This is a genomic window from Frischella perrara, from assembly GCF_000807275.1.
GTDB lineage: Bacteria > Pseudomonadota > Gammaproteobacteria > Enterobacterales > Orbaceae > Frischella > Frischella perrara.
This window is the reverse complement of the sequence record NZ_CP009056.1, coordinates 997,910-1,015,909: the sequence shown is the minus strand read 5'-3', so window position 1 is coordinate 1,015,909 and position 18,000 is coordinate 997,910. Positions and strand designations below refer to the sequence as shown.

The window sequence follows — 18,000 nt, the reverse complement described above, 5'->3', positions numbered from 1 at the left end:
CGTTAACTTTGCTTTTGGTCGTCATTATTAGTCAGCAAAGAGATTAAGTCATCTTTAATTGTTGATACTTTATTTACATATTGATCTTTTTGTTCAGCATCATCAATAAGCTGAATGATAACTTCAGACAAAGTCAAACCTCTACGCTTAGCTAAATTGGCTAACCGTTGCCACACTAGAAATTCAAGATCAATAGATTTTTTACGAGTATTTTGATGTTCCGAATTAAAATGGCGTTTTCTTCTTGCCCTAATGGTTTGCTTCATCCGATTATCCAAATCATGATTAAGATGATTGGTAATCCAGTCCAATACTTTAGTCGGATTATGTTCTAAATTCAATAATTCTTGAATAGCTTCTTGTTCCGCACTCTTTTCTATATGCCTTGTAATTGATTCGCCTTCACGATATTTTTTTATTAAATAATTCCATTTCCAGCCACACTCTAAATTTTCGAGCTGTTGATATTTCATAAGTTTTTCTTAGTGACGCTGTAACTTAATAAATATATTTAACATTGTTTGATCGTAAACTCAACTTTTTTATCATTATTATTGTTAATAAAGTGAAATTTTACTTGTCACCGCCATTAAATCTGCTATCTTTCCTTGTCCGTTTTTATACACTAAATTGTTAAGGCATCGTTATAATGGTAAAAAATCATTCTTATGCTGAAATTGCTTATGTAAATGGTTACATTTATACAGCAGATAATTGTAATACTGTATGTGAAGCAGTAGCGATAACTGAGGGCTATATTATAGCAATTGGCTCAACCGCACAAATTCAAAACTTAATTAATGAACAAACGCAAGTTATCGATCTGCAAGGCAAAACGATGCTGCCCGGTATCATTGATGCCCATTTACACCCTTTTTGGGGCGGTTTACAACTCTCAGGATGTCATCTTGATTATGCTAGCTTAACCGTTGAACAAACTCTCAAAAAAATTCAGCACTATTTAGATAATGATCCCAATAAAGGAAATGATGATTGGCTACAAGTTCGTGGCTGGTTACGTCAAGAGGTGTTACCACTTGGTACAGATATAACTCGTAGTGATTTAGATCAACTTAACACTGTTAGACCCGTTATTCTATTTTCTAACGATTGCCATACCTTGGTAGCAAATAGCCGTGCGCTAGAAAAATTCGGCTTAAACAGCAATACCCCTGAACCAAAAGACGGTAAAATTGGACGTTTCGCTAATGGGGAACTTAATGGTATTTTAGAAGATGCACCAGCAATGCGGGCGTTTGATAGCATTCCTGCGTTGAATGATATGCAAGCTATTGAAGTAGCCAAACGCGTGCAACGAGAACTAAATCAACAAGGTGTTACAACCGCCATGGATGCCCGTTCTGCACATTTACAATTTAAAGCATTTAAAACCTTAGCTAATGAGGATAATTTAACCATTAGGCTATTAGGTGCCATTGAAATTACGCCTGATGATGCACCCACTTTAAATGATATACCAAAAGCGATTGATCAAGCTAAGAACTTTGCTCAACTGTATACTCAACAAAATTGGTCACCAAAACCAGATCTTAAAATTTCTTTAGTTAAATTTTTTATTGATGGTGTATTACAAGCGCCAATTATGACGGCTTCGTTACTACAACCTTATCGAATTAACCAAGGAACAGCCAATAATGTTAATTTTGTTGAGAGTGATCGATTAGGTGATCTTTATTACGATAATGCCATTTTAGAGAAATTGATCATCGAAGTTAGTAAGGCTGGCTTTTATCCTCATATGCATACTGTTGGTGAAGGTGCTATCGAAACGGTTCTTAAGCATATTGCAACTTTAAGAGCACAACATCCCGAATTAGATCATATTCGACCAAGTTTAGCACATAATGAACTCGCTGCACCGCATCATTATGCCCTCTTTGCTCAATTGAAGGCAATTGCAACATTATCTTTCCAATGGGCTGCCCCAACTAACGAAATGATAGAACAATTTCATCACATGCTAGGCGAACAACGTTTCAACGAACTTGAACCTAGTGCTAAATTTATTGATGCCGGAGCTAAAATTGCATTTGGAAGTGATTGGCCAATCGATCCATTAAATGAATGGTTTGATTTTAAGGTAGCTGTTACTCGTAAAGGGGCGGGTAAAAATGCTCAACGTTTAGCTACAGATCGTAATCTTACGATTACTGAAGTATTACGTGCAGCAACTATTGATGCAGCATACATGTTAGGACAAGAACAAAATATCGGTTCAATTGAACCAGGTAAATTTGCGGATTTGATTATTATTGATCGTAATCCATTCGAAATTGAACCTGAAGATATTGAAAATGTTAAAGTAATTAACACAATAATAGGAGGAAAGCTAGTTTATCAACAAATTTAATAAGTGTGACCTGTAACATGATGATTTTATCAATATAAGGTTATTATTGAAGTAATTAATTTTAATTACATCGAACTTGAAGGCATAAAACTATATTAGTAGTTTTTTATTGTTAATCTGGACACAGGAGCAAACGTGAATGTCCGCAATAAAAATGAAACGAGTTTTAACCACACCTGCATTAATTGCATTTGGTTTAGCTTATATGGTTCCATTAGGAATATTTACCACTTACGGGCAAGTGACTATTACCTCTGATGGTCATTTACCTATAGCCTATATTATTACTCTCGCGATGATCTTATTTACCGCATTAAGTTATTGCCGTATGGCGAATAAATTTCCTATTGCGGGTTCGGCCTATTCTTATGTAGTACATACATTTGGTAATAGGATCGGATTTTTAATTGGATGGACGCAAATTTTAGATTATTTATTTTTACCAATCTTAAATTACTTAGTAATAGGTATTTACTTACATCAACGTTTTCCCGAAATACCGGCTTATGTTTTTGTATTAGGATCCCTAGTTACTGTCAGTACACTAAATTATTTGGGAATTAAATTGATTAATTCAGTTAATTTCTTACTAATTTTTGTGCAATTTATTTTTATCACACTATTTGTTGTTCTAGCTTTTACTAATGTTGATCTTAATACTGAAGCATTATTAAGACCTTTAGTATTTACTACTAATGATATCAGTGGATTATTTTCTGGTGCGGCAGTACTATGCCTAGCATTTTTAGGATTTGATGCTATAGCTACTTTAGCTGAAGAATCAACCAATGCCAAAAATAGCCTTCCTAAAGCGATTTTATGGACGGTTATTATTGCTGGTGGAATCTTTTTAGTTATATCTTATGCTGCTCATTTAGCTTATCCAGTATGGCAAAATTTTGCAAATGAACCTGACACTGCCAGTTTAGTTGTTATTGGGAAAGTAGGTGAAATCAGTAAAATAGGTTCAACGTTTATGGTTAACTTCTTCCTTGCGGCTTATTTAACTGGTGTTCTTGCCTCTGCAATGACAGCACAAACTAGCGTCTCACGTATATTTTTTGCAATGGGACGAGAAGGCGTGTTACCGAAAAAGATTTTTTATCGTTTACATAAGCGCTTTCATACACCACATTTAGCTATTTTATTTGTGGCTACTTTTTCTTTATTTTCATTAATTATTACATTAGATTTAGTCGTATCAATGATAAGTTTTGGGGCTTTAATGTCATTTACTTTTGTTAATTTATGCGTTATTAAAAGCTACCTCTATAAACGTAAATCATTAACTGCAATAACCATTCTTAAATTTGGAATATTACCAGCTATTGGTGTATTGTTATCTTTATGGTTATGGACTAGTCTTGATCATATGGCAATTACCATTGGTCTTATTTGGTTTGGAGTAGGTATCATATACTTGTTAATTTTAACACGAATGTTAACTAAACCAATTCCATCTTTAAGCGATGACGAAGTGAAGGCGTTAATTACATAATTGTGTAAGATACCCTTAGTCATTTCCATAATCTACAGAACGACTATTTAGCCATTCTGTAGATTATATGACTCTCTCCTGTTAATCATTAATTTAAAAATACCCCTTTAACCAACATAATCGGATTATATTGTTAGTAACAATATTCTTCATGGCCATCATAGCCATGCTAGATTTCCTTTTTATTTTTAATAAGCAGTTATTTAATCTGACAAGTCGATTATATTTGTTGAGTGTCGAACTAAATTAAACAATTTAGAAGATAAATAAAAAAAAGGGACTGATGTCCCTTTTATGTTGATTTTGTATTTCACGAATATTTAATATTACGCATTTCTTGTAATCGACGTTTTTCGGCTCTTCGCATTAATAGCCAAGAAATAAAACCAATCACAGAAACAATTAATATAATTATAGAAGCTAAAGCATTGATATCTGGACTAACACCCAACCTAACTTTAGAGAAAATCAACATTGGTAATGTTGTTGCTCCTGGTCCGGCGACAAAACTAGATATGACCAAGTCATCTAAAGATAAGGTAAACGCTAACAACCATCCAGATACTAACGCAGGAGCGATCATAGGTAAAGTTATAATAAAAAATACCTTCAATGGATTAGCACCTAAATCCATCGCTGCTTCTTCAATTGATTTATCTAATTCTCGCAAGCGGGCACTTACCACCACTGTAACATAAGCTGTACAGAAAGTTACATGCGCTAACCAGATAGTAATTGCACCGCGATCTTGTGGCCAACCAAGAAAATGTCCCATTGCAACAAAGAGTAGTAATAGAGCTAACCCTGTTATCACATCGGGCATAACTAATGGTGCAGTAGTCATGAAAGAAAAAAGATTTACTCCTTTAAATTTACCAAATCGCACAATCGTGTATGAAGCTAAAGTTCCTAAAATAACAGCAACCGTTGCTGAAGCAAACGCAATTAATAAACTTAATCCTACTGCTTCATGTAATGCGACATTAGTGACTAACTCACTATACCAGTGTGTTGAGAAACCTGCCCATACAGTTACTAAACGAGAGCTATTAAAGGAATAGATAACTAACATTAACATTGGTAAATATAAAAATGCAAAAACTAAGAATAATATAAATAATTTGATGCATTTTAATAAGAGACATAACGAAATTATACCAGTAACAATTAAGCTAAAAATTAATATACCGAGATAAAAATATCTGTTCTCTATAGGGCTAAATAAAATATCAAAACCAGTTGATGATATTAAGACTGTCAGTACAAATGAACCGATTAAGGTGCCAACAAAAACAGTCAAAGTAATACTATCAAATAAGATAACAACCGTAATTAAACTAGTAATAATACAAGTGAAAAGTAATATTCCTAGATAATAATTGATATTTTTAATTGGGCTACACAGAACATCTAAGCCAATTGATGAAAATAAAATCGTCAGGATTAACGAAAAGACCAGTGTGCTCATAAAAATAATTGAGCTTGAACGCATTAGAACAGGTAAATTCTGCATCTTTATTTACCTCCTGCTTGGCGATTTTGGAATTTATTGAAATAAAAAATAGGAACAATTAAGATCAATAACATTACCGAGGCAACGGCAGAAGCTGCTGGCCAATCGCGATTATTGAAGAATTCCAACCAAAGCTGTTTACCGATCATTAATGTATCTGATCCACCTAATAATTCCGGAATCACATATTCACCTACGGCTGGAATAAATACCAACATTCCACCTGCTATTATCCCACTTTTAGTTAGTGGCACGATAATTTGAAAAAATGTTTTTAAAGGTTTACAGCCTAAGTCTAATGCAGCCTCTATCAAAGTAGAATCCACTTTACTTAGTGATGTGTAAATTGGTAATACGACAAAAGGTAAATAGGAATAAACGATACCGATATACACAGCAATATTAGTATTAAGTATCGTTAATGGTTGATCGATTAAACCTAACCAAATGAGAAAATTATTTAATAAACCATTATTTTTTAAGATTCCCATCCAAGCATAGACCCGTATTAAAAATGATGTCCAGGATGGTAAAATAACTAGCAATAATAATATATTACGTGTTGATGGTTTACATTGACTAATAGCCCACGCCAATGGGTAGCCTATTAAAATGCATAAAAACGTTGAAATACAAGCAATTTTCAAGGATTGTAAATAGGCATCAATATAAATAGTATCATCAACTAAATTAAAATAATTACCAAAATTAAGAATAATATTTAGTATTCCATCATCGTAAGTAATTAAATCAGTATAAGGTGGTATTGCCCTTATCATATCTGCAAAACTAATTTTAAATACGATTAAAAATGGCAGTAAAAATAACAAAAGCATCCACAAATAAGGAATACAGGTAACTAAAAGCCGACCATAAGCGGTCATTAGATCGGAATCGTCATGTAAATTAATCGATTTTTTATGACAAAAATAGATTAAAACACCGCCTACAGGTAATGTTGGAAATGAAATCACACTCCCTAAAATCATTAGTCTATAAGCAAGTCTTGACGGTTTATACCTTAGTAAAATAAAACCTAATGAAGATACCATGAGACCAACGAGTAACAAAGTCATTGAAAACTTTAAAAATAAAGTTCTATGCTCTATATTACCCATAATGCCGAAACATACTAATATGGCAAATATGTTAAGAAGAAAACTAATTCCAATTGCACGCATTGAAAATCTCCTGATGAAAAAATGATTATTCAGTCAATACGACACAACTATCTACTTCCCAACTGAGGTACATATCATCACCCCAAGTAGGCATACCTTTACGATAACGATGCTCGTTTTGTAATTGGGCAATTATAATTTGTCCACTATGTAATTTAACATGGTAAATTGATAAATCACCCAAATAAGCTATATCGACAACTTCTCCAACTGCAAAATTGTAGCGTTCTTCAGGAATTTCGGTACATAAATGAATTTTTTCAGGTCTTAGTGCAACCATAATAGGCACACCTTCAACAGCAGGTGAATCGTAATCTACTTTAATTGGGTGCTTTAACATCGGACAGTTGATCAGTAATCCATCTTCTAACGTTTCTTGCAACATACCCTCAAAAATATTTACAGAACCGATGAATTCAGCACTATAACGACTATTAGGATGTTCATAAAGCTCTTCTGGTTCGCCGATTTGAACAAATTGACCTTTGTTCATAATCGCTATACGACCAGCCATAGTCATCGCTTCTTCTTGATCATGCGTTACCATTACACAAGTTGCGCCAACTTGTTCCAGAATAGATACAACTTCTAATTGCATTCGATCGCGAAGTTGTTTATCTAATGCTCCCATTGGTTCATCAAGTAGGAGTAACTTAGGTCTTTTTGCTAAACTTCGTGCTAAAGCAACACGTTGACGTTGCCCACCTGATAGTTGATGTGGTTTTCGTTTAGCAAATTGTTCCATATGTACTAAAGACAGCATTTCTTTAACGCGTTGATGGATCTCTGTTTCATCCAATTTATCTTGCTTTAATCCAAATGCTATATTCTGTTCAACCGTCATATGAGGAAACAGTGCATACGATTGGAACATCATATTAATTGGTCTATTATATGGTGGGACAGTTGATAAATCTTTACCATCTAAAATAATTTGCCCTGATGTCGGCTGTTCAAACCCCGCTAACATGCGAAGTAAAGTAGATTTACCACTTCCCGAAGCACCTAATAAAGCAAAAATTTCACCTTCATAAATCGTAAGATTTACATCATCTACAGCATAATAGTCATCATTAAAAACCTTGGTTAGATTCTTTATTTCTAAAAGTGGTGTAACCAATTTCTTTTTAATTTGAACTTGAATTGTTGTTGCATTATTCATCTACATCTTCCTCATAACAACAAGCCCCAAAAAAAAGTAGACGGTAAGATTCCAAGAATCCACCGCCTATTTGCAAAGCAAATGAGCTATCATTTGCCAGTTTTAATCTTCGTCCATGTGCGAGTAATTATACGTTCAATTTTTGGCTCTTGAACTTTTAAAGTGAATAATTTACTCATTACCTCTTCTGGTGGATAAACAGCTGGATCATTTCTAATTTCAGGTTTTACAAATTGGTTATTCGCAACCCCATTTGCGCTCGCAAAGTTAACGTCATTAGTAACTTGAGCAGCTACTTCTGGTTTTAGAATAAAATTCAAAAACTGATGTGCTTCATCAACATGTTCAGCATCTTTAGGAATAGCAAAAGTATCAAAAAATACTAAAGCTCCCTCTTTTGGAATTTCATAACCAATTTTTACACCATTACCGGCTTCGTTTGCACGATCTCGTGATTGTAAAATATCACCAGACCAACCTAAAATTACACAAATATCGCCATTAGCTAAATCATTGATATATTGTGAAGAATGGAAATAACGAATGTATGGTCTAACCTTGGATAATAATTCATAAGCTTCTCCAGTATAGTCCTTAGCATTGGTACTATTAGGATCTTTACCTAAATATTGGAGGGCACTAGCAAAAATCTCAGTTGGTGCATCTAAGAACGCCACACCACAATCCTGTAATTTTTCCATGTTTTTTGGATTAAAGACTAAATCCCAACTATTAACAGGTGCATTTTCACCTAGGCGAGCTTCGACCATATCAATATTATATCCAATCCCCGTAGTCATCCAAACATAGGGAATGGCATATTTATTATCAGGATCATGCGTTTGCATTAATTTCATTAGATTGGGATCTAAATTATTCCAATTAGTTAATTTCTTTTTATCTAAAGGGAGATAAATATCTGATTGAATTTGTCTAGCTAAAAAACTGTCTGAAGGTGAAACAACATCAAATCCAGAATGACCTGCCATGAGTTTGCCTTCTAATACTTCATTAGAATCAAATACATCATAATTAATTTTAATATGTGTAGCGTTTTGGAAATCCCCAATAGTGGTAGAGCCAATTTGACCTGCCCAATTGTATATATTAACAACTCGCTCACTGGCAATTGCACTTGGTGATAAAACTGCGGAAATACTCGCTATCAGTGTAAGAACTTTAACAAAAGATTTGCTATGTGATTTTTTATGTTGAGAAAACATGCGCACCACTCCCTTCGGGTAATAACATGCTAAACACCATGTTTAATGATATTATCAAAAAACACCTTATTTAACCTATATATAGGTTAAAACTGAGTAAGTTAGGTTCATCATAATATTTTGTTAATATTTACAATAGATTTACAACCTTCATTACGGAAACATAAAATACCCTAATTTCACTATAACTTCATCCATTAATTTAGAATATGGGAAATTTATGATACAATTGATGACTTTTTATACATTTAAAGGAAATTAAAGTTATAATTTACAATTAATTAACAACAATTTGATATAAATATTAATGATAGGTATTGAGATTATTAAAGGTCAAATGAGCTGATGTTTCCAAAGAATTGAGCAATAAATCGCAACTATCCAGTTCAGTAATAACTTGTAACGCTTCCTCTTCAAAACGAGAAAGGCATAAACTAAACTGATTGAAGGTGATTCCTTCAGATAATGAAATTGAGTAAGAAAATACAATTCTCGCATTTTCATTATCTCTAAGTTCAAGGTAAACCTTAGCTAAAAATGTTGCACTATTTATCTGACTTATTTCAGTAAACAATGCAGGTAAAGCAATTTGTTTAACAGGCGAATAAATGGATATGGTCATAATATCATCAATTAGTCTGATATCAGCATTAGAAATACCATTTACTTTTTGCAAATATATAAGCTCTATCGTGTTTCTTTCGGTAGAAAGATGGAAAATAGCATTCAAATTTTTAAGCCATGTTGAAATAATTGTAATATCGGGAATAATTAACATAATTTATATCACTTTCAAAATGCCTGATAATGATCAGTATTTAACTGACCGTATAAAATGCAATCGTTAAAAACGATTATCTTTAAAATTAAGATGCACACTTGTAAACTTTTGATGTTAATCGTAGCTAGAATACTGTGAATCAAGACATAAAAATTGCTCGTTATACTAATCAAAGCTGACCGATAACGCAATAATATATTGAAATAAAAAATCTAATTATTTTAAACACATGGTTTATTTAATGTTAAGTTATGAAGTTCAAATCATTAGGAATAAAAATGATTAGTTATTATGTTTTGGTGTTATCACAATCACTAAATAATCGTTAATATCTATTTATTTAACCACTATTAACTGTTTCACTTTTTTTAAAATATAAGTATAGTAAGAATATATTGATAACATAAAGGGGTTTTTAATGTACGTAGTTATTTTTGGTCGACCAGGTTGTCCTTATTGTGTAAGAGCTAAAGAATTAGCTGAAAAATTGTCTCAAGAACGTGATGACTTTTCCTATCGCTATGTCGATATTCAAGCTGAAGGAATCACTAAAGAAGATTTATCCAAAAGTGTTGGTAAACCTGTTGAAACAGTACCACAAATTTTCATTGATGAAAAACCTATTGGTGGATGTACTGATTTTGAAGCTTATGCTAAAGAACACCTTGGATTATTTCAATAATTCATTATTATAATTTTAATTAATCCAAAAAGGGATGTTTAGTCCCTTTTTAATTTCGCCCCGGTAATTTTTTCCATGTCACTTCATTTCGTAAATAACTAGCTTGAGCATCTTCTGGATTGATGGTTTGTCCATGATTAAATAAATTTTCAGCTATCTTCAACATATCTTGAGCTTCTGGTAAATGATGATCACTTTGCATAATCCCTTTGAGCATATTTGGATATGTCTGCCATCCAGTACCGGAGCAAACACAATCTGTTAAAGATAAATGCGCTAATTTTTCACTAACTTGATCGGGTTTTATTACACACTCATTGATCATTGCTTGCCAAACATCATTATTATATTGATAAACACCTAGATATATTTCTGACATTCTTGCATCAATTGCAGCTACAACTGTTTTTATGTGTGTTTTACGATAGGCACCTTGAGCTAAAGTCATTAAATTAGATACTCCGATCATAGGTACGCCAATACCAAATGCTAAACCTTGTGCCACACCAATACCTATTCTTACCCCAGTAAAACTGCCGGGACCTTGACCAAAAGCAATAGCATCTATTTGACTTAGATTACATTCAGAACGTTTCAATAACGTATCAACCATTGGTAAAACTTGTTTAGTATGATCGCGGTTTGAAATAACAAAATCACTGCTAACTTGATTATTAAATTGTAAAGCTACTGAACAAGCTTCGGTTGATGTATCAATGGCTAAAATATTAGGACTCATTACATATCTCTTATTCTAGGTTAAATTAATAAACAGATTTATTTTTGGACGTTTCTAAAAAGTTGATGACTTTTTTTAGATCTCTTGTCCGAGGTGACGGTGGTAAACTATTTAAAAATATAGCACCATAAGGGCGCATAACTAAACGATTATCACAAATAATAATTGCACCATGATCTTGATGGTGGCGAATTAATCGACCTACCCCTTGCTTTAAAGTGATGACAGCTTCAGGTATTTGGATATCGTTAAAGGGATCGCCCCCTCGCATAACACAATCTTCAATTCGAGCTTTCATAAAAGGATCATCCGGAGATGTAAATGGTAATTTATCAATAATAACACATGATAGAATATCTCCTCGTACATCTACCCCTTCCCAAAAGCTACCGGTCGCAATTAATAATGCATTACCATAATTAACAAACTGTTCTAATAATTGAGTTTTACTTGTTTCGCCTTGAACTAAAATAGGTAATGCCGTATTTTCGCGAAATAATTTAGCTAATTCATTCATCATAGAATGAGATGTACATAAAAAAAAGCAACGCCCTTGATTGGCTTCTATAGTAGGTAAAAGAATACTAACTAATTGTTGAGCAACATTTCTTTGATTTGGTGAAGGAATATAACGTGGCACACAAAATAATGTCTGACTGACATAATCAAAAGGGCTATCCAATATTAAGGACGCGGCATCATCAAGACCTAACCGCTGACTAAAATAATCCAGTTTTGAGTTAACTGATAAAGTTGCTGATGTAAAAATCCAACTGCCCCCACGTTCATTTATTAAATCTTTGAATTTATCGGCAATTGATAATGGTGTGATTGCTAAAATAAAATGATTACCGATACATTCATATGAGTAACTAAATCCTGTCACCGTAACATTGAGCAATCGAGCAAGCAATTCTTGATATTGAATAACACGATCAAAACAATTATCTAATGTTGAGGAACGTCCAATAGCTAATACAATAACTTCATAGCAAAAGTTAAGAGATTCTTGTAAGTATTCAATTTCTTTCTTTATTTGTTGGTGACTTATTAAATTACGTAAATTACCTTTTTGGCTAATATTACCAATAGCAATTCTTAAATCTTGCGTACATTTTTGTAATTTATCTGCACATTTTTGCAATTGAACAAAATCTTTTACCTCAGTACGATAACAGAGCATTATTTCTTTTGCTAAATCGAGTAATTTACGACTAGTCAGATTCTGACCAAAGTATTGACAAGCAAGATCGGGCAACTGATGTGCTTCATCAAAAATAAGAATATCAGCTTTCGGTATCAATTCACCAAATCCGGTATTTTTTACGATAATGTCCGCCAAAAATAAATGATGATTTACCACTACGATATCTGCATTAAGTGCTTTCCGTCTAGCCTTAACCACATAACAATCTTCATAATTAGGACATTCACTACCTAAACAGCTATCATTTGTACTCGTTAAAATTGACCAAATAGGATTATTTTCAGTTACAGTTGTACATTTACTGGTATCACCATCACTGGTTTTCGTAGACCATTGTTTTACACGAACTAAATCCACCTGCTGTGATTTAGTCAATTCTCCAGGTGCTGCAAAATGATGTTCTAATCTTTGTAAACATAGATAATTAGCTCTTCCTTTTAGTAAAGCTAATTTTCCGGTAAAATTGAGTGCCTTTTTAATAATTGGTATGTCTTTTGTGTAAAGCTGATCTTGTAGATTCTTAGATCCCGTTGATATTATTACTTTTTTATTACTACGAAAAGCAGGAACCAAATAAGCAAATGTTTTACCGGTTCCGGTTCCCGCTTCTATAATTAAATTTTTCTCATCCAAAATAGCTTGACGAATTTCTGTCGCCATTTTTTGTTGTTGTTCACGTGGAACAAAATCTTTTAATGTCTTAGCCAGTAACCCATCTGGAGCAAAATCATCGATCACTAATAAATCAACCTTATAAAAACCTAATAACTATTATGCATGATTATAGACTAAATGGAAAACAACTATAATTTGGGAATAGTCATATTTTTCTTAAAAATGTTATTAAATATCAAATATTCATTATCTTTAGTTCAATTATTCTCCTATCACAAAGATATGAATAATCAATTATCTAAATAATATCAATTCATTAGAATAATATCTGGAATATGATTATTCCTTTTTTTCATCATTTCTGCCCAATACCTTTTTTAATTGGGCTTTTTTCTTTGTATTTATTAATTATAATAACGTATTCATTATTAAATATTAGCTTATATCGATAATGTTTATTAAATGAATTTCAGCTAAAATGAGGCTTCCTTTTTTTAGAAAAAAATCAATATATTTAAAATAATTAAGTGAGTCTGATGAAAAAAATTTTTATTTTTCTTTTTACAAATGTGCTATTAGCATCGTTAGTAGCTATCAAATATTTTCTCGTTCCCGGCGCTTCTTTCAATCTAATAAGTATTATATTTATTTGTTTAGCGCTTCCATGTCAGGCTTTCATTTTTTATCTAGTATTATCTTTCATCTGTACACTTTTATTCATTAATATTAAATGGGTTCCGCGTTTTATACAAAATATTGGCTTAGCTATAATATTTGGTAGCTCTTTAATCTTGATCTATATTGATACTGTTACTTTTGAACAATATCGATTCCACATAAATCAATCGGTTCTATCTCTAGTTCTATCTGGTCAAGTTGTTGATTTTTCAATGGCAACGTATCTATTAATGATTGTTTTAGTGCTCTCGGTTTTCTTAATTGAATTTATTTTACTTTGCTTAATTGATAAATATTTAAAAATCAAAAAAAACCAGATAAAGGGGCTAAAATACCCTTTTATTTTCATTACATTTAGTTTATTAATCAGTAATATTGGTTATATGATTGCAGCTTATTACGCTTATTCACCTGTTGTAATCGTTAGAGAATATATTCCACAATATTACCCCTTAACATCTAAAAAAATTATGGGGATCTTTGATAAAGATGGATTACAAAAAAATATTCGTACCAAAGTTAACTTTGAAAGTAATGTAAAATATCCAAAACAACCTTTAACTATTTCGAAAAATGATAATCCTACCAATATTATTTTTATTGTATTAGATTCGTGGCGTTATGACACATTTAATGAAGACAATACTCCAAATACTTATGAATTTGTAAAACAACATAATGGAATCATTTTTGATAATCATTATTCTACAGGTAATGCTACACGGACAGGTATATTTGGTCTATTTTATGGCATACCTGGTACTTATTGGCAGAGTTTTTTCAATAATAGTATTCCTTCTCTATTTGTCACGACACTCCAGAAAGAAAATTATAATATTGGCATATTTTCATCAGCAAAAATCTCTGCACCAGAATTTGATAGAACGGCATTTGTTACCATTGAAAATTTACGCATTAACAGTGAAGGCAAATCAAGTGCTGAGAGAGACAAGAATCTGACAAAAGATTGGTTAGAATGGTTTAAAAAACGGGATGTTACACGCCCGACTTTTTCATTTCTGTTTTATGATCAACCACATGCTTATGAATTTTTAGATAATTTAGAACTTAAATATCAACCGGTAAGTGATATAAACTACTTAAGTTTAAATAATAATACTGATCCAACGCCAATTTTTAATCGTTATAAAATGAGTGTTTATTCAGTTGATTACTTATTAAAACAGGTCTACGCTGAATTGGAGCAATCTGGAACATTAAATAATACGCTTATCATTATTACAGGTGATCATTCTCAAGAAATGAATGATAACCGCATGGGTTTTTGGGGGCATAATGGAAATTATACTGATGCACAAACCAAAGTACCTTTCATTTTTGTTGGTGCTAAAGGTGATAATGAAAAACAATTAGCCGACAATGCAAATAGGAATGTATTAACCAGTCATGAAGATATTGTACCAACTTTAATGAAACATTATCTATCAGTTTCAAATGATACTCATGATTATTCTACTGGATACGATCTAATTCAGCCTATTAATGATCGCCATTGGTTATTGATGTCAAATTATAGCACCTATGCAGTTAAAACACCGACCAATATCTATATGGTTAATAGCATCGGCATGGGACAATATATGGATGAACACAACAAATTGGTAAGTGAAACACCTAATTATCAATACATTCATCAAGCATTAAACAATATGAAATACTTTTATGAACATTAAAAATTAGATCTTATTTTCAATCATTGTAACCACAATAAACATCTTCTAGGTATTATTTATTCATGAATAATACCTTTTTTCTTTTAAAAAGTATTAAGATGAATAGTTTTAAAATGATTTACAACAAAATAATATTCTCTTTATTAATAAAAGATTTATTTTACAAAGCAATTTCATCATGAAACATGTTAAAATTAATCTAGTTAACAATAATGAGTATTATATAAACAACGATTTATGATTAAACCTATCAACTTAAATGATTTTACAGTACAAAGTGTTGACAACTATTACGTCAATATTTTAAGTCAATTTTTCGATAACCAGATTTCTTATCAAGTACTGACAGAAAAAAAAACACGAGCAGTTTGGCTAATAGAAATTGAAAATAAAAAATATACCATTAAATGGGATTGTGAAAAGATTAATCATTTAGATCAAAAAATTAAATTGAAATTTCAAGGTACATTTTATCCTAATTTGATGAAACGTATTGAAAAGGCAAAACAAATGGGATGTAAACTCGTTGGTAGTATCTACGTAGTTGCACAAAGAAAGAAAGGAAATATTCTAGAAACTTATCTTTTGAGTGAATATGTAGAAGGTGTGCCTATTAAAAATTTTGGCGAGGATTATTCACCCTATCAAACTAAGATAAAAGAAGCGGTAAAACAGCTCCATCAGTTTGGATTGGCATCATGCGATCTAAATCCATTTAATATATTGTTGACTGATAATAATGAAATTAAAATCATTGATTTATCAGATAATGGTATGTTTTGTATTGCAAAAGCTAAAGATGCACGTCATCTAAAACGTTTTTATAATATTAATTTGAATAATAGACCGGGTATATTATATCATCTTGTTGGATTAAGGGATAAATGGATAAAACTATCCCGAAAATTAAGAAATAAAAAATAATCATCATGTGTATTGCTTTAATATTGGTTTAAAATCATGAAAAAAACTATTCACTTTTCCCTTGAAAACTATATCGGCAAAGGTCTGCACCGTAAGTGTTATATTCATCCTGAAGATCCATTTAAATGCATCAAAATTAATTATAATATTGGTGCTGATATTGAAACCAATCGGGAAGTTAAATATTACAAACACCTCCTTAAACGACAAATTAGCTGGGAATGTTTATCAAAGTACTATGGTTCTGTTGATACAGATTTAGGCATTGGACATGTTTATGATTTAATTCGTGATGATGACAATTCAATATCGATTTCTTTGGAAAATTATCTTAAGCAATCACTTAATGCACATGAGTTAAATGAACTTACAACTGCCTTAATAAATTTAAAAAAAGCATTAGTTAACGATCGTATCATCACGATGACTATTAAAAGTAAAAATATTCTGTATCAAAGACGGAATTGTGGTAACCGACTTGTAATCATTGATAATATTGGTAACTCAAAACTAATAAAAATCGATAATTATTGCCATTTTTTAGCAAAAAAATCTATAAACAGAAAATGGCAACGATTTATAAAAGATATTGAAAGAGAGAATTTTGCATTAGTCTCAGCCTATCTAGCAAAAAAATAGAAAATAATAGTTATTCGAGTATGTAGATTTTAATTAATCTACAAAACTCAAAAATGATACAGTTATAATTAACGTCTTCTTAATCCTAGTTTTTTTCTAATATTTCTTATTGAATTTCTGGTATTTTTTATAGAAATATAGACATAATAGCCCCAGTCTTTTTTCAAGTTTTTTATACCAAGGTATCTTTCTAATTCCATTCTATCTTTGGCCCGACTAACACAAGTACAGCGTTTTCCTGACAAATCAATAAATTTGACGCCATCTTTAGTTACCATGGTATTTTCTTTGTGTGGCGCACCACTAACCATATCATAAGTATGCAATTGTTCTAAAACAACTTTAATTTCAGATTTTAATTCGTCAGAAATCGGTTCTAAATTAATAATTTGCGTACCGTCAATATATTCCATCAATATAATATGTACATATGCATAATTGCAGATTTTTCTCTGAGCTAACAAATATATGTCATTAATCATAGTCGCACCATGACTAATAGCATTGTCGGTTTTATAAATTAAGCTTTGATAATAATCTTTTTTAATTAAAGATTTTAGAATACGCTCAAATTTTTGATGTTTAGGTACAAATAGTTTTAATACCATTGGTCCTTTTTCCGTATCAATTAACCAAACTTTAGTTTCGTCTTCGCTACGAAGTAATTTTAGTATATTCATACGCCCTGATAGGAAATCATTTAATGCCTTTTCATAAATACTATTATTATCTTTTACAAAAACAGTAAACGCCCCTATCTTTTTTTTAAAAATCATATCATCAAATTCCTGAAAAATCTTGAAATACTCAAAGTATTAAATTGTTTATAATACTACTGAATTACTTACTAATTTTCCATGAAAAAATTATTTTTTGTTTATAAAAAGCCATTTTGTACCTATTCCACCATCATCTTTTTGTTTATTTATTATATATCATCGATCACGTTAAATATTGATTATAAAATTTAATATATTAATCAAAGTATTGATTATGAGCATAGATTACAGTTAAAAATTTTTAAGCTATAATAATTGATAATATTAATAAATTCATTGTTATTTACTGTTATAAATAACAACGATTATCTACA

The 18,000-nt window shown here is 31.5% G+C and carries 15 protein-coding genes; 6 read left to right on the top strand and 9 right to left on the bottom strand.

Features of this window, described 5'->3' with window-relative positions:
* Window positions 1–2 precede the first annotated feature (2 nt).
* On the bottom strand, window positions 3–473 hold the full coding sequence (matP, locus tag FPB0191_RS04445; protein ID WP_039104345.1) for a macrodomain Ter protein MatP: 471 nt from the start codon (window positions 471–473) through the stop codon (window positions 3–5).
* A gap of 176 nt (window positions 474–649) precedes the next feature.
* Between matP and FPB0191_RS04440 the strand changes: the two genes are divergently transcribed.
* On the top strand, window positions 650–2,371 hold the full coding sequence (locus tag FPB0191_RS04440) for an amidohydrolase (RefSeq protein WP_039104344.1): 1,722 nt from the start codon (window positions 650–652) through the stop codon (window positions 2,369–2,371).
* A 139-nt stretch (window positions 2,372–2,510) separates the two neighbouring features.
* The gene (locus FPB0191_RS04435) at window positions 2,511–3,869 is read left to right on the top strand and encodes an APC family permease (protein ID WP_039104343.1); all 1,359 of its coding nucleotides are present in this window, start codon (window positions 2,511–2,513) and stop codon (window positions 3,867–3,869) included.
* Between the two features lie 310 nt (window positions 3,870–4,179).
* Here the strand turns inward: FPB0191_RS04435 and FPB0191_RS12530 are convergent, their stop codons facing one another.
* The 5 genes from FPB0191_RS12530 to FPB0191_RS04410 all read right to left on the bottom strand — a co-directional run bounded on the left by FPB0191_RS12530 (window position 4,180) and on the right by FPB0191_RS04410 (window position 9,726).
* Window positions 4,180–4,947, bottom strand: a complete 768-nt coding sequence (locus FPB0191_RS12530; RefSeq protein ID WP_110021800.1) for an ABC transporter permease subunit — start codon at window positions 4,945–4,947, stop codon at window positions 4,180–4,182.
* A 437-nt stretch (window positions 4,948–5,384) separates the two neighbouring features.
* The gene (gene potH, locus FPB0191_RS04425; RefSeq protein ID WP_039106621.1) at window positions 5,385–6,266 is read right to left on the bottom strand and encodes a putrescine ABC transporter permease PotH; all 882 of its coding nucleotides are present in this window, start codon (window positions 6,264–6,266) and stop codon (window positions 5,385–5,387) included.
* A 322-nt stretch (window positions 6,267–6,588) separates the two neighbouring features.
* A complete protein-coding gene (gene potG / locus FPB0191_RS04420; protein WP_039104342.1) occupies window positions 6,589–7,725 on the bottom strand; it encodes a putrescine ABC transporter ATP-binding subunit PotG in 1,137 nt (378 codons plus the stop codon).
* An 89-nt stretch (window positions 7,726–7,814) separates the two neighbouring features.
* The gene (locus FPB0191_RS04415; protein ID WP_039104341.1) at window positions 7,815–8,948 is read right to left on the bottom strand and encodes an extracellular solute-binding protein; all 1,134 of its coding nucleotides are present in this window, start codon (window positions 8,946–8,948) and stop codon (window positions 7,815–7,817) included.
* Between the two features lie 304 nt (window positions 8,949–9,252).
* Window positions 9,253–9,726, bottom strand: coding sequence for a YbjN domain-containing protein (locus FPB0191_RS04410; protein WP_039104340.1), 474 nt, complete (start codon window positions 9,724–9,726; stop codon window positions 9,253–9,255).
* A 421-nt stretch (window positions 9,727–10,147) separates the two neighbouring features.
* Between FPB0191_RS04410 and FPB0191_RS04405 the strand changes: the two genes are divergently transcribed.
* The gene (locus tag FPB0191_RS04405) at window positions 10,148–10,411 is read left to right on the top strand and encodes a GrxA family glutaredoxin (RefSeq protein ID WP_039104339.1); all 264 of its coding nucleotides are present in this window, start codon (window positions 10,148–10,150) and stop codon (window positions 10,409–10,411) included.
* 49 nt (window positions 10,412–10,460) lie between these two features.
* Here FPB0191_RS04405 and tsaB read toward each other — a convergent pair whose 3' ends face one another.
* Together tsaB and FPB0191_RS04395 are read right to left on the bottom strand one after the other, a co-directional pair.
* Window positions 10,461–11,150: a tRNA (adenosine(37)-N6)-threonylcarbamoyltransferase complex dimerization subunit type 1 TsaB gene (gene tsaB, locus FPB0191_RS04400; RefSeq protein ID WP_039104338.1), complete on the bottom strand. Its 690-nt coding sequence runs from the start codon at window positions 11,148–11,150 to the stop codon at window positions 10,461–10,463.
* 25 nt (window positions 11,151–11,175) lie between these two features.
* Entirely contained in the window at window positions 11,176–13,095 is a 1,920-nt protein-coding gene (locus FPB0191_RS04395) for a DNA repair helicase YoaA (protein ID WP_039104337.1), read from the bottom strand.
* Window positions 13,096–13,508: 413 nt separating this feature from the next.
* Here FPB0191_RS04395 and FPB0191_RS04390 point away from each other — a divergent pair, with 413 nt between their 5' ends.
* From FPB0191_RS04390 to FPB0191_RS04380, 3 genes are all read left to right on the top strand, one after another.
* Window positions 13,509–15,344 carry a sulfatase-like hydrolase/transferase gene (locus FPB0191_RS04390; protein WP_039104336.1) on the top strand — a complete coding sequence of 612 codons (1,836 nt, stop codon included), beginning with the start codon at window positions 13,509–13,511 and terminating at the stop codon, window positions 15,342–15,344.
* Window positions 15,345–15,581: 237 nt separating this feature from the next.
* Window positions 15,582–16,268, top strand: coding sequence for a lipopolysaccharide core heptose(II) kinase RfaY (locus FPB0191_RS04385; RefSeq protein ID WP_039104335.1), 687 nt, complete (start codon window positions 15,582–15,584; stop codon window positions 16,266–16,268).
* Window positions 16,269–16,304: 36 nt separating this feature from the next.
* Entirely contained in the window at window positions 16,305–16,907 is a 603-nt protein-coding gene (locus FPB0191_RS04380; RefSeq protein WP_039104334.1) for a YrbL family protein, read from the top strand.
* 68 nt (window positions 16,908–16,975) lie between these two features.
* Here the strand turns inward: FPB0191_RS04380 and rfaY are convergent, their stop codons facing one another.
* On the bottom strand, window positions 16,976–17,683 hold the full coding sequence (gene rfaY, locus FPB0191_RS04375) for a lipopolysaccharide core heptose(II) kinase RfaY (protein WP_039104333.1): 708 nt from the start codon (window positions 17,681–17,683) through the stop codon (window positions 16,976–16,978).
* Window positions 17,684–18,000: the final 317 nt, after the last annotated feature.